11 protein-coding genes are annotated in these 13,698 nt (G+C 41.7%); all 11 read right to left on the bottom strand.

Annotated features, from left to right (window positions below):
• Positions 1 to 28 precede the first annotated feature (28 nt).
• The 11 genes from uvrB to fabD all read right to left on the bottom strand — a co-directional run bounded on the left by uvrB (position 29) and on the right by fabD (position 13,697).
• Complete coding sequence (uvrB, locus tag RVY80_RS05145; protein ID WP_295189719.1) at positions 29 to 2,323, bottom strand: excinuclease ABC subunit UvrB; 2,295 nt, start codon at positions 2,321 to 2,323, stop codon at positions 29 to 31.
• An 11-nt stretch (positions 2,324 to 2,334) separates the two neighbouring features.
• Complete coding sequence (locus tag RVY80_RS05140) at positions 2,335 to 2,721, bottom strand: hypothetical protein (protein WP_295189716.1); 387 nt, start codon at positions 2,719 to 2,721, stop codon at positions 2,335 to 2,337.
• The gene (gene ftsY, locus RVY80_RS05135) at positions 2,708 to 3,643 is read right to left on the bottom strand and encodes a signal recognition particle-docking protein FtsY (protein ID WP_295189713.1); all 936 of its coding nucleotides are present in this window, start codon (positions 3,641 to 3,643) and stop codon (positions 2,708 to 2,710) included. The genes RVY80_RS05140 and ftsY overlap by 14 nt, the downstream gene beginning before the upstream one ends.
• The gene (gene smc, locus RVY80_RS05130) at positions 3,643 to 7,197 is read right to left on the bottom strand and encodes a chromosome segregation protein SMC (protein ID WP_317329857.1); all 3,555 of its coding nucleotides are present in this window, start codon (positions 7,195 to 7,197) and stop codon (positions 3,643 to 3,645) included. Before smc ends, ftsY begins: the two co-directional genes overlap by 1 nt.
• Before the next feature lie 139 nt (positions 7,198 to 7,336).
• A complete protein-coding gene (locus RVY80_RS05125; RefSeq protein WP_310746074.1) occupies positions 7,337 to 8,620 on the bottom strand; it encodes an elongator complex protein 3 in 1,284 nt (427 codons plus the stop codon).
• Positions 8,621 to 8,672: 52 nt separating this feature from the next.
• Entirely contained in the window at positions 8,673 to 9,416 is a 744-nt protein-coding gene (rnc, locus tag RVY80_RS05120; protein ID WP_295189704.1) for a ribonuclease III, read from the bottom strand.
• The gene (gene fabF, locus RVY80_RS05115; RefSeq protein ID WP_295189702.1) at positions 9,416 to 10,660 is read right to left on the bottom strand and encodes a beta-ketoacyl-ACP synthase II; all 1,245 of its coding nucleotides are present in this window, start codon (positions 10,658 to 10,660) and stop codon (positions 9,416 to 9,418) included. The genes rnc and fabF overlap by 1 nt, the downstream gene beginning before the upstream one ends.
• Before the next feature lie 36 nt (positions 10,661 to 10,696).
• Positions 10,697 to 11,653 (bottom strand): NAD(P)H-dependent flavin oxidoreductase, encoded by a 957-nt coding sequence (locus tag RVY80_RS05110; RefSeq protein WP_310746073.1) that lies wholly within the window; start codon positions 11,651 to 11,653, stop codon positions 10,697 to 10,699.
• A 77-nt stretch (positions 11,654 to 11,730) separates the two neighbouring features.
• Complete coding sequence (locus RVY80_RS05105; protein ID WP_295189699.1) at positions 11,731 to 11,961, bottom strand: acyl carrier protein; 231 nt, start codon at positions 11,959 to 11,961, stop codon at positions 11,731 to 11,733.
• A 49-nt stretch (positions 11,962 to 12,010) separates the two neighbouring features.
• Positions 12,011 to 12,754: a 3-oxoacyl-[acyl-carrier-protein] reductase gene (gene fabG / locus RVY80_RS05100; RefSeq protein ID WP_317329856.1), complete on the bottom strand. Its 744-nt coding sequence runs from the start codon at positions 12,752 to 12,754 to the stop codon at positions 12,011 to 12,013.
• 1 nt (position 12,755) lies between these two features.
• Positions 12,756 to 13,697 (bottom strand): ACP S-malonyltransferase, encoded by a 942-nt coding sequence (fabD, locus tag RVY80_RS05095; RefSeq protein WP_317329855.1) that lies wholly within the window; start codon positions 13,695 to 13,697, stop codon positions 12,756 to 12,758.
• Position 13,698 lies beyond the last annotated feature (1 nt).

Genomic DNA, 13,698 nt, shown 5'->3' with positions numbered 1-13,698 from the left:
ATCAGTAGCTCTAGTCACGTTACTTATTTTATTTTTTCGGCGTAGTCCGTTTTCGGGTCGTCGATTTTGGTTTTACCAGTTTACCGTCCTTTGCACTATGCATATCGGCCCATTGCTGGCGTAATTCGCCTAAGGTATCACGTAATTCTGCAGCCAGTTCAAAGTCTAATTGTTTTGCTGCGGCCTTCATATCGCGATCCATTTTTTCAATTTTATTATATAACTCTTCTGGCGTTAATTCAGCCACATAAGCAGATTCTGCGACTTGGTCATATACCAAGACTTCTTTTGCCCCTCGCGTACCACCGTTAGATGATCCACGCCCATTAGTGGAACCAGACGCACTAGCGCCACTGGCGCCCGATTTACTAGCTGTCTTGCGACCACGTCCACCAGATTTAGAGCGTGTGGCGGAGCTTTCACCAGAACCATACGCATCAGCCATGGTATCATCGGATAATTGATCAATCATATCCGTACCATCATCATCCAATTTAGTTAATTCAATGAGATCCTTAACGTCCTTTTTAATTGTGGTAGGTGTAATATTACGCTCTGTATTATAGGCCTGTTGAACCTCGCGACGCCGTTCTGTTTCATCCATAGCACGTTGCATGGAACCCGTGATGCGGTCCGCATACATAATAACGTGACCGTGTTCATTACGAGCGGCACGTCCAATGGTTTGAATCATAGCCGTATCAGAACGCAAGAACCCTTCCTTGTCCGCATCTAGAATAGCCACCAAGGACACCTCTGGCATGTCGAGACCTTCACGAAGCAAGTTAATGCCAACCAATACGTCAAAGACACCGGCACGCAAATCACGAATGATTTCAGCCCGCTCGATGGTCACGATATCGGAATGGAGATAACGAACGCGAACGCCCATTTCCTTGAGGAATTCCGTTAGATCTTCAGCCATTTTTTTAGTCAATGTCGTTACTAGAACGCGCTCATTTTTCTTAGCTCGTTCATGAATTTCCCCCAAAAGGTCATCCATTTGGCCCTTAATAGGACGCATTTCGATGGTTGGATCCAATAAGCCTGTAGGACGAATGATTTGCTCCGCAATATTCGTTTCCACTTCCATTTCATAGGGACCTGGCGTAGCAGATACGTATACGATTTGATTAATACGCTCTACAAATTCCTCAAATTTTAATGGTCGGTTATCCAGTGCTGACGGCAAACGGAAACCATATTCAATAAGGGATTCCTTACGAGCTCGGTCGCCATTATACATGGCGCGCACCTGTGGCATCGTCACATGGGATTCATCCACCATGATGAGGAAATCATCAGGGAAGTAATCAATTAACGTATACGGTGCATCCCCTGCCTTACGTTCAGACATATGACGGGAATAGTTTTCGATGCCCGAGCAATATCCCATTTCCTGCATCATCTCTATGTCATACCGCGTGCGTTGTTCCAATCGTTGTGCCTCGAGCAAACGGTCCTTGGATTTCAACATTGCTAGTTGATCTTCTAATTCTTCTTCGATACGTTGTACCGCAATATCCATTTTCTCTTTTGTTGTTACATAGTGAGAGGCTGGATAGACCGCTACGTGTTTACGTTCCGCAATGACATCACCAGTGAGGGAATCCACCTCCACGAGGCGGTCGATTTCATCACCGAAGAGTTCCACGCGAACCACTCTTTCACTATAGGCGGCTGGGAAAATCTCGATGGTATCCCCTTGCACGCGGAATGTGCCACGCACAAAGTTCATATCATTACGAGTATATTGAATATCTACAAGCTTGGACAAAATTTCATCGCGAGATTTCGTTTGGCCCAATCGTAAGGACAATACGAGTTTCGAATAGTCCTCAGGGTCACCCAAGCCGTAAATACAGCTCACAGAGGCCACGATGATGACATCACGGCGCTCGAACAAGCTCATGGTCGCACTATGGCGTAATTTATCGATTTCATCATTAATAGAGGCATCCTTCTCGATATAGGTATCACTAGATGGAATATATGCCTCTGGTTGGTAGAAATCATAGTAGGATACAAAGTATTCTACGGCATTATTAGGAAAGAAGCTCTTAAACTCGCTACATAATTGCGCGGCCAATGTTTTATTGTGCGCAATGATGAGTGTCGGTTTTTGAACGGCTTCAATAACCTTTGCCATTGTATAGGTTTTACCAGTACCAGTAGCACCGAGTAAGACTTGTGCCCACTCGCCACGATTAATGCCCTCAGTAAGGGATTCGATGGCCTGCGGTTGGTCCCCACTAGGCACAAAGGGCGCCTCCACCTTAAATGGTTGGCCCCCTTCAATAGATTGCATGATTGTTTTTTTCATATATTGCCTGCTTATTGCTCATCCTGTGCTTTACGGATAGCTTTCATTTCGGCCTCTGTTAGTCGTGTACCTACATTTTCGCCTTGGTTATAAGTATCTTCACCTTCCAAGACCTCCATAAGCATAGCTACGGAAAAACGATCAAGCTTTGGTGTGCTCTTTTGAATTTCTGTAGCCAAAGCCCATTCTTCTTCTGTATAGTGATTAATACGCTCACTAACCTCTGCCCAGTTTGATAACAACAAACGTGTAATAGGTCGATATAACTCGATACCAAAATGTTCAATTAAATCAACAATTTTGTTCATATCTTCTAGACATACATTATAGCCATTGGCTGTATTTTCAGATTCTACGTATTCTAAAAGAAATGGACGGTTAAATTTATTTGTCACCACTCATCATTCCTTTATCAAATAGTGCATTTGCAAATTCCCTCGCATTGAAAGGACGCAAATCATCCATGCCTTCCCCTACGCCAATCCAACGTACAGGAACACCTAATTCTTCCTTGATGGAAATAACTACACCACCCTTGGCGGTACCATCAAGCTTCGTTACTACAATACCATTTACAGGTACTGCTTGTCCAAATAATTTTGCTTGGCTTACCGCATTTTGACCTGTTGTACCATCAAGTACTAACAGTGTTTGGTGCGGTGCACCTTCCACATGATTATTAGCAACGCGACCAATTTTCTTTAACTCTTCCATGAGGTTGACCTTTGTATGTAAACGGCCAGCTGTATCAACAATAACTAAATCTGCATTGCGAGATTTAGCCGCTACCATTGCATCAAAGACAACGGCTGCAGGATCTGAACCTTCTTGATGTTTTACAATAGGCACACCTACACGATCTGCCCATATTGAAAGCTGATCTGCCGCAGCGGCACGGAATGTATCACCTGCCGCAATGATAACCTTCTTCCCTTCTTTAGTATAATAGTTAGCTAATTTAGCAATTGTAGTAGTCTTGCCAACACCATTAACACCAACCACAAGGATTACCTCAGGATGGTGCAAGGTGATATCATCCTCTTGTGCATCAAGCATTTCAGAAATACGATCTTCCATAAATGGCATAACCTCTCCAGTATTGTTGATAATACCTTCTGTAACACCACGACGGATTTCTTTCATCAAATACTCTGTTGTTTTAATTCCTAAGTCACCTTGAAGCATGACTGCTTCCAAATCATCTAGAAAATCATCATCAATTTGAGCGTAACCAATAATTACGCGTTCTACATTCGATACAAAAGACTTGCGAGTCTTTTCCAAACCTTCCTTAATCTTATTAAAGAATCCAAATGCCATTATGCTAGATCCCCTTTCACATCTTCAAATGCTACTGTCAATAAACGAGATACCCCACGTTCCACCATGGTAACACCTTGTAATACTTCCGCTGCCTCCATCGTTTTCTTACGATGAGATACAACAATAAATTGCGTTTCTCCATTCACTTGATGCAAATAATGACTAAATCGTTCTACATTGGCTTCATCCAGTGCAGCATCAACCTCATCGAGCACACAGAATGGTGCTGGACGATAATCCAAGAACGAAAATAATAAAGCAATAACCGTGAGCGCTCTTTCACCACCCGAGAGCAGGCTCAACTGTTGGCGTTTTTTCCCCGGCGGTTGAATATAGAAATCGATACCACCCGTTAAAATGTCATCAGGATTTGTCTGCACGATTTGTGCTGTACCACCACCAAAGAGTTTACTAAATACCTCTTGGAATCGTATGCCTACAATATCGAGTACCTCTAAGAGCTGTGTACTCATAGCCTTATCCATTTCCGCAATAACGGCCTGTAATTGTTCCTTCGCCGTCACTAGATCCATATGTTGCGTATTAAGGAAATCATAGCGATTTTGTGTGTCCTCGTATTCCTCTACGGCGTTCGGATTAACCGTGCCCAACTCGGTGATTTCAGCTAGCAAACGAGCTTGCTCATCTTTCCAGTCATTCACGGAGCCAACCAGGGATAATTGCGCCGCTTCCTCAAGGGTAAAGCCCATGGCCTGTAATTCTTCCACAGCACGCTCGCATTCCATGCGATATCGTGTCAGCTTGCCCTCCATATCGAGCAATCGGCTCTGCACTAATTTATGCCGCTTATTCAGTTCCTCTTGAGTGCTTAGAATATCTTCCAATTCCTTGCGAGCCCCAGAGGTCTTCGTATACGCCTCATCACGTAATTTGCCTAGTTCTTGAACCTTGGCGCTTACCGTTTCCAGTTCCGCTTGCAATTTCTGTTGCTCCTGTGGCAATGTATCATTTAATCGAGTCTGAATAGTTAGCAATGAACTTTGTAATGGTGTCATACGCTCATCCATGGATGCTAACGATGCTTCACGTTCACGCTGTTGCTGTTCCCGACTCGTCATGTTCTGACGCAATTGTTCACATTGCATTCGCATATTAGTGAAAGCCTCATAAGCCTCTTGTTGAGCTTGTTGCAACGCTGACAATTTGGCCATCCGTTCCACTTGGTTTAAACCAGCTTCTCCATCACCAGCTAGGTCCTGTAGTGCTTGTTCCGTACTTTCAATAGCCTGTTCTAATGTAGTCTGTTCTACATCGAATTGAGCGAGTTTCTGTACTTGTTCTTGCAACACACGTTCTTTACGAGCCATTTGATTAGTTATATTGTCTACCTTCGTTTCATTGGAAACGACGATGAGATTCATGTGTTGGTATTGTTCATCTACTTCGCGACGTTCTTCTTGCATCATCACGAGGCGAGATTCTAGTTCCTGAAGGCTATGAGTAATCTTCGCCTCAGAGTCTATATATTTCTGAATATCTGATTCCAAACGTTGTGCTTCATCCTTGCGGCTTAACACAGAACTACGTTTGCGCTTGGTAGCACCACCAGTAAGAGAACCCCCAGGTTGGAATTGTTCCCCTGTAAGCGTTACTAACCGCAATTGTTGATGGTATTTTTTTTGAATTTGGATAGCTTGCTCCATGGATTCTACAACAAGTGTACGGCCCAATAAATATTGGAATATATCCTTGTACTTCGTATCAAAGGAAATACAATCCATCGCAGTGCCTAGAACACCTGGTTCCTTTAGGGCTGGTGTATCAAAAGGCCGCCCTTTCACAGATTCCATCGGCAAGAACGTTACACGCCCGCCTTGCGTTGATTTCAGGTAATTCACAGCCTCTGCCGCCGCTCTAGACGTAGTAGTGATAACATGGTTAACACTGCCACCCAAGGCCGTTTCAATAGCGACTACGAATGTATCGTTTACAGTAAATACATCCCCAACAGCACCTTTTAATTCAGAACGCCACGGTCCTTTACCATTCAATACATGTTTCGTACCTTCTAGATAACCTTCATGTTGCTCTGCCCATTGGCCTAATAGTTCCAATCGACCTTGCGCCTTTTGTAAATCACTGCGCAATTTCTGCAGTTCTTTACGCTGTTCACGAATCGTTACTGTCACATGTTGCTCTTCGTCCATGAAGGACTTGCGTCGATCACCCAATTCAGTAAACTTGTTATGGATATTGGCAAACTCATGTTTAGCTGCATCTAATTCCACTTGAACATCTTGAATTTCCTTTGTTAGCGTTGCTTCCAACACTTGTGTTTCACGACGACGTTCCGCTAGGGAACGAATAGCTGCCTTATTGGATTCAATAGAGGTCACGAGATTCATATGTTCTGCTTGACGGTTATCTATTTTATCCTGTGCCGCCTGCCACTGAGATTGTTCAGCATTGACTGCCGCCATAGCCTGTTGATAGTCAGATTCCAATGTACCTAAAGAAGATTCCTTCGCCTGTAATTCAGCAGTATCCTTAGACATCAACTGTTCCAAGATTTGAATTTGTTGCGCCTCACCTTGTTTGATGGCCTCCAGCTCACTTAAACGAGCTGTGGTTTCCTCAAATTCGCGACGCGCTGTACTCAACTGTTCCTCTAATAAACGAAGATGACCCGCCACGCGTTCTTCCTCGCGTTGGTACTGGGCAAATTCCGCTTCCCATTGCTTCAACTGTTCTTGGTCAGTACTCGTAGAGGCTTGCAATGTATGACGTTTCGCATCCAATGTGGACAATTCCGTTTGTAACTGGCTATCTTCATCATTATAGGATATATGCTCATTTTCAAAACGCGTTAACAAACGATCTGACGTTTTATATTGGTGAAAGCCCAATGCGCCATCGTAATTTCGTTTATCTCGACTCAAGACCATATATTTTTTCGTCGTTTCCGCCTTGATTTGTAATGGCTCTAATTGATCCTCAATGGTAGCCATTACGTCTTGAATACGCTCCATATTACGCTCTGTAGTAGCAATACGACGTAATGCATCTTCTTTGTTTAATTTAAATCGAGAAATACCCGCCACATCTTCAAAGATTAAACGGCGTTCCTCTGGCTTACTATTCAAAATCGCATCGATTCTATTTTGACCGATGATAGCCATGGAATCACGACCAAGACCCGTATCAGCCAAAAGCATGTGAATATCCTTTAATCGACAATTGCGTTTGTTGATTTGGAATTCACTTTCACCACTGCGGTAAATGCGACGAGTGATAGCCACCTCTGTCACATCTATATCAAGTTGGCCATCGGAGTTATTAAATACCAAAGTGACCTCTGCAGCGCCCATAGGTCTACGTTTTTCCGTACCGGAAAAAATGATATCCTCCGCCTTTTGACCACGCAAATTACGCACATTGGATTCGCCCAATACCCATTTCATGGCATCAGTGATGTTACTCTTGCCACTACCATTAGGACCAATAACGGCAGTCATGCCTGGTGAAAATTTAACGATTGTTTTGTCTGCAAAGGATTTAAAGCCTTTTAACTCAAGACGCAATAATTGCATGGCTGCCTCCTTTCCTTTGAACTATTAAATCAGAAATATCTCTCTATAGAAAATATCCATCTAGTAATCAAAATTTTACTACTGTACAGAATATATGCTAACGATGATTTTCATTTTTATATAGAGTCTTATCCATATATTATATCACATATCGTATATCATCTATATCAATAGATACACTTTGATTGTTTACACTCAATCTATGATGAGCATCTGATTTTCTAACCTGCCAACACCATTGAAAATCTGGATAGTACTGAGCAAAGTATTTCATATTACATTGACGAACACCACGAATCTTTGAGGTCAATGATTGGGGGTAAGTAATCACAATCTGAGGCTTAACACATCGAGGTCTAATACCTCTTAAAACGTCATCTACCACATTATCATCTTGGTTTAACGGTATAAATAACCCCGATTTTATAGCGCTTCGCAGAAATTCAAAATATTGCTCATGTGATACTATACAATCCTCAATGCGTATTCTCCATTGTTCATTCACAACCAGTTCACCCATAGCCGGCTCATAAGGACCTGCCACAAGGCCTGTCCCGAAATCAAGCTCTTCCGTACTTTGCAAGCCAGTACGGATAACTTCTATGTGATGGTCTTCAAACCAGGTCTTCATAAACGCAGAGTATCTAACTGCCTGCTCCACCGTTAGTGGTTCATATAATCCCTGTCTATACATAGTAGCTAATTCAGTGTTTTCAATCACCAATACAGGATAAATACGTACAAAATCCGGCTGTAGCTTTGAGATTTCAACTGCTGTTTCAACAATAGTATACATCGTTTCACCTGGTAATCCGGGTAAAAGTTGTAATCCTATTTTAATTCCTTTATTCCGTAAGCGTTTAACTGCATCACGTACATCCTGTGCCGTATGACCGCGCTTGGATGTCTCTAGAATAGCATCATTCATAGATTGTACACCAATTTCCACAGTACGAATACCATGTTCATAGAGGAAATCAATATCGTCATCATAGAGCGCATCAGGTCGTGTAGAACATCGAATGCCATCAATGAGACCTACATCGAGAGCCCGCTTGGCCTCAACCAAGAGTTCTGTTTGTAATATACGTGAAATAGCCGAAAAGCTACCACCATAAAAAGCAACTTCCCAGAATTTATTTGATCGATTATCTCCTACATATTCGCGGATAGTATGGGCAATCTCAGCACGGGATAATCCTGGTGGCATCTGAATCAAGTTAATACTTTCACCAGCTTTATTATCTACTTCTCCGTAAATAGGTTCTGTACTAACCACCACACTGCTAGCTAATTCATGTTTCGACACATCATTATGACCTGCAATTCTAGTCTGATTACAGAAGACACAAATATGAGGACAACCCAAATGAGGAATAAAGAATGGAATCATACCATATTTTTTTTTAACTGGTGTAGTCATGTGCTCCTCCTATCATCCCACTATATAAGAAAAAGGAGCGGATATCCACTCCTTAATCGTTCATAGCATCTAATGACTTTAATGTCATTTCTGCTGCATGTTGTTCGGCTAATTTTTTACTTTTACCAGACCCTGATTCATAGGACTGTCCATCAATTTGAACCTCCATACAGAATGTTTTTGCATGATCGGGACCAGATTCACTTAACAGTTGATAGTGAATATGTTTTTCCCCATCTCGTTGCACAAACTCTTGTAACAAAGTCTTATAATCTTTACCACGCTTGCCGGCAATGGCTTGATCAATATATCCTTGCAAATGACTCAATACAAACTGCATGGCTGTAGCATAATCAGTAGAAATATAAATACATCCTACCAAGCATTCAAAAGTATCCGCTAAAATGGAGTTACGTCGACGTCCACCTGAGCTATTTTCCCCATGGCCTAATAATAGATACTCACCCAGCCCTAAAGCACGACTGCAAGAGGCTAAAGAATCCTCACAAACAGTGGCCGCTTTAATTTTAGTCAGTTCACCCTCAGTCATTTGAGGATATGTTTTAAATAAATGCTCCCCTACAATTAAATCTAATACAGCATCACCTAAAAATTCTAGCCTTTGATTATGCTGAATCTTCTTAGATTTATGTTCATTTGCATAAGATGTATGTGTAAAAGCTCGATTCAATAGGGAAATATCTTGAGTCGGCAATTGTAAACGACTAACAAGCTCCTGAAGGGAAACTTCACGAGCTTGTGTCATTTTATTCTTATGCGACCTTGCGGCACTCATTAGTCCTCGTAGCGACGAACAAGTAATGTCGCATTATGGCCACCAAAGCCAAAGGAGTTAGAAAGAGCATAATTAACTTTATAATCGCGAGCACCTTCACGAATGTAGTCTAAATCAAGACCTTCATCAGGATTATCACAATTGATTGTTGGATGAACTTTACCAGTTTCAATAGCCATAGCCATTACGATAGCTTCAATAGCACCAGCAGCCCCTAACAAATGACCTGTCATAGATTTTGTAGAGTTAACAACGATGTCTTTTGCATGATCGCCAAACAATTCTTTAATTGCTTTTGTTTCGTTCAAGTCATTAAGACCTGTAGATGTGCCATGAGCATTGATGTAGTTAATTTCAGATGGATCAATACCAGCATCTTTAATTGCCAATTCCATACATTTACGAGCTTGTAAACCACCTGGAGCTGGAGCTGTGATATGGTAAGCATCACCATTTGTACCATAACCTACTACTTCTGCGTAGATATGAGCACCACGTTTTTTAGCATGTTCTAATTCTTCAAGAACAACGATACCTGCGCCTTCACCCATTACAAAGCCATCACGATCTTTATCAAATGGACGAGATGCTTTAGTAGGTTCGTCATTACGAGTAGACATTGCTTTCATAGCAGCGAAACCAGCTACAGCTGCAGGAGAAATAGCAGCTTCTGTACCACCGGCGAACATAATATCTGCATCACCACGAGCAATGATACGGAATGCATCACCAATAGAATTTGTACCAGACGCACATGCAGTAACATCAGTAATCGCTGGTCCACGAAGGCCCAAACGAATGGATACACGACCAGCTACCATATTTGCAATCATCATAGGAACTGCAAAGGGGCTAACGCGACCAGGTCCTTTATCAAACAAAGTTACATATACATCGTGGATAGAGTCAATACCGCCAATACCAGTACCAACAACTGTACCACAACGATCAAGGTCTTCTTCGTCTAATGCTAATTTTGCATCATCTGCAGCCATAACAGCTGCACCAATTGCTAATGCAGAAGAGCGGTCCATACGACGAGCATCTTTTTTATCCACACCAAATTCTGTTACATCAAAATCTTTAACTTCGCCAGCAATGCGAGTTGCATATTCAGATGCGTCAAAATGCGTGATAGGTCCGATACCGGATTGACCCGCTAACAATGCATTATAAAAGTTTTCTTTACCATTACCTACTGGTGTGATTGCACCTAAGCCTGTAATTACAACACGTTTTTCCAATTTTCCACCTCTTATAAGCAATATATAGGATTTATATTAATCTATTTCTGCTACTTGTTGTGTTAACTGTGCAAAGATTTCTTTAACTGGTAAAATGCTTTCAACTTTACGCATATTATTACCAGAGAATACTAATCCAGTTTCCACATCCCCTTGTTGTGCTCTTGAAAGAGCGCGAATAATACAGAACTTATGTGAGCAATGTTTTAGACAATTATCACATACTGTTGGTGGAGCAACGGTACCATCCAATACACTTTCCGCAAAGCGGTTGCGAATGGCTTGACCTGGTAAACCAACAGGACTCTGAATTAATACGATATCTTCAGGGTTTGTTGCACGAACATACATTTTTTTCAATTCATCAGAGGCATTACATTCATCACTCGCTGCAAAACGACTGCCCATTTGAACACCATTTGCACCAAGTTTTAACATTTCTACAATGTCTTTACCATCTAATACACCGCCTGCCCCAATGACAGGGATGTTTTTTACAGCCGCCACTACTTCAGGTACGATTTCACGAGATGAACGATTTGTTCCCAAGTGACCACCAGCTTCACAACCTTCTACAATAACAGCAGAAGCGCCAAGACCTTCAGAAATTCTTGCTAATTTGGCAGAAGAAACAATCGGCACAATAGGTGTACCAGATTCTTTGCCCATTGCGAACATATCTCTTGAGAAACCGGCCCCCGCCACTACAAGATCAATGCCCTCATCGATGGCAGTTTTTACTAGCCCCGCAAATTGCGTAGCCGCTACCATTGCATTTATACCAATAATACCCGTAGGTGATAATTTTCTAGCTAATTGTATTTCATATCTTAATTCATCAAACGGCAAACCAGATGCTGCAATTAGGCCTATACCGCCTTCATTTGCAACGGCTGCTGCCAACCGAGCTGTAGATAATCTTATGGCCATACCACCTTGAATAATAGGCACCTTAGCCACTAGATTCCCAATGCGAAGTTCAGGGAGCTTCACTATCAATTCCTCCTGTAAACAAAACCGTTTGGGAGACCACTCGGTCTCCCGTACGGCTGAATGTCAGCTTATACAGCTTATTTAGCAGAATCAATAAATTCTACTGTATCCTTAACGGTTTTGATTTTTTCTGCAACATCGTCAGGGATTTCTACACTGAATTCTTCTTCAAATGCCATGATTAATTCAACGATATCCAAGGAGTCTGCGCCTAAATCGTCGATGAATGTAGAATCGATGGTAACTTCAGCTTCATCAACGCCTAATTGTTCCACAACGATCGCTTTAACTTTATCGAAAGTGTTCATTGTTGGTTCACCTCCTTTCAATTGAGATTTATATAGTCTACATTGTTAATTACATTACCATGCCACCATCAACATTGATGACCTGACCTGTAACATAACTAGCAAAGTCGCTAGCAAGGAACGTCGCTACATTAGCAACTTCATCAGCTTCAGCCATACGACCTAATGGGATTTCAGTTACCATAACTTCTTTTACTTTTTCAGGAAGTACTTCCGTCATATCGGTGTTAATAAAACCAGGAGCAATGGCATTAACAGTAATACCACGACTCGCTAATTCTTTGGCACAAGATTTTGTAAAGCCAATAACACCGGCTTTAGAAGCACTATAGTTAGTTTGACCTGCATTACCCATTACACCTACTACAGAGGTCATATTGATAATGTGACCAGCTCGTTGTTTCATCATAATCTTGGAAACAGCTTTTGTTACTAAATATACACCTTTAAGGTTGATATCCATAACAGCGTCCCAATCTTCATCTTTCATACGCATCAATAATCCATCACGAGTAATGCCTGCATTATTCACGAGAATATCAATGTGGCCAAATTCTTTATGAGTTTCTTCAACCATAGCCGCTACTTCTTCAGCATTAGCTACGTTTGCTTTTATTTTAATTGCTTTACGGCCTAAAGCTACAATAGCATCTACAGTTTCTTGAGCAGCTGCTTCGCTACCACTGTAATTAACTACTACGTCAGCGCCATTTTGAGCCAATTTAATAGCTACCGCACGGCCAATACCACGAGATGCACCAGTTACTAGTGCTACTTTATCACTTAAATGCATTTTATCTAACCCCTTTCAAAAATTCAAGAGTTTTTTCTAAGGATTCAACATCTTCAACATTCGCTAATTGCATTTCTTTGTTGATTTTTTTAGTAAAGCCAGTAAGTACTTTGCCTGGGCCTACTTCAACAAAAGCTTCTACACCAAAGTTAACCATCTCAGCTACGCAATCTTCCCATAATACAGGGTTGGCCGCTTGAATAACTAAGGATTTTTTAATTTCTTCTGCATCCGTCAAAATGTTACCAGTTACATTAGCAACTACAGGGATTTGTGCATTTCTCACTTCGATTTTATCGAGTTCTTCTTTCAAGCGAAGTGCTGCTGGTTCCATCAAACGACTATGGAATGGTGCGCTAACAGGCAACATAACCGCACGTTTAGCGCCAGCTGCTTTCATTTCTTCTGCAGTGGCTTCTACAGCAGCTTTTGCACCAGCAATAACGATTTGACCTGGGCAGTTAAAGTTTACTGCTTGTACAGAACCTACAGTAGCATCAATTTTGGCACAAATTTCCACTACTTGTTCACGAGGTAATGCCAAGATAGCCGCCATAGCACCTTCGCCAATCGGCACAGCTTCTTGCATATACTCACCACGTTTATGTACTACAGATACAGCATCTTTAAAATTCAATACACCCGCAGCTACTAATGCACTGTATTCACCAAGGCTATGACCACCAACAATATCAGGTGTAAAACCTTTTTCTTTTAATACTTCGTAGCATGCTACGGAAGCTGTCAAAATAGCTGGTTGTGTATTTGCAGTCTTAACTAATTCTGTATCAGGACCTTCAAAGCACAATTTAGTAATAGAATAGCCAAGCGCTTCATCAGCTTCTTCAAAACGTTGTTTTACAATTGGGTATGTATTATATAAATCTTGTAGCATACCTACTTTTTGGGAACCTTGTCCAGGAAAAACAAATGCAGTTTTCATG

This window comes from Veillonella absiana, assembly GCF_032970865.1.
GTDB lineage: Bacteria > Bacillota > Negativicutes > Veillonellales > Veillonellaceae > Veillonella > Veillonella absiana.
Note: the sequence above shows the minus strand (reverse complement) of the source record. Positions and strands in the feature narration are given on the sequence as shown.

Bases quoted from the DNA above. Each gene is read 5' to 3' on its own strand.
- uvrB (WP_295189719.1), bottom strand. From the start codon at position 2,323: ATGAAAAAAACAATCATGCAATCTATTGAAGGGGGCCAACCATTTAAG.
- ftsY (WP_295189713.1), bottom strand. From the start codon at position 3,643: ATGGCATTTGGATTCTTTAATAAGATTAAGGAAGGTTTGGAAAAGACT.
- smc (WP_317329857.1), bottom strand. From the start codon at position 7,197: ATGCAATTATTGCGTCTTGAGTTAAAAGGCTTTAAATCCTTTGCAGAC.
- RVY80_RS05125 (WP_310746074.1), bottom strand. From the start codon at position 8,620: ATGACTACACCAGTTAAAAAAAAATATGGTATGATTCCATTCTTTATT.
- rnc (WP_295189704.1), bottom strand. From the start codon at position 9,416: ATGAGTGCCGCAAGGTCGCATAAGAATAAAATGACACAAGCTCGTGAA.
- RVY80_RS05105 (WP_295189699.1), bottom strand. From the start codon at position 11,961: ATGAACACTTTCGATAAAGTTAAAGCGATCGTTGTGGAACAATTAGGC.
- fabG (WP_317329856.1), bottom strand. From the start codon at position 12,754: ATGCATTTAAGTGATAAAGTAGCACTAGTAACTGGTGCATCTCGTGGT.
- fabD (WP_317329855.1), bottom strand. From the start codon at position 13,697: ATGAAAACTGCATTTGTTTTTCCTGGACAAGGTTCCCAAAAAGTAGGT.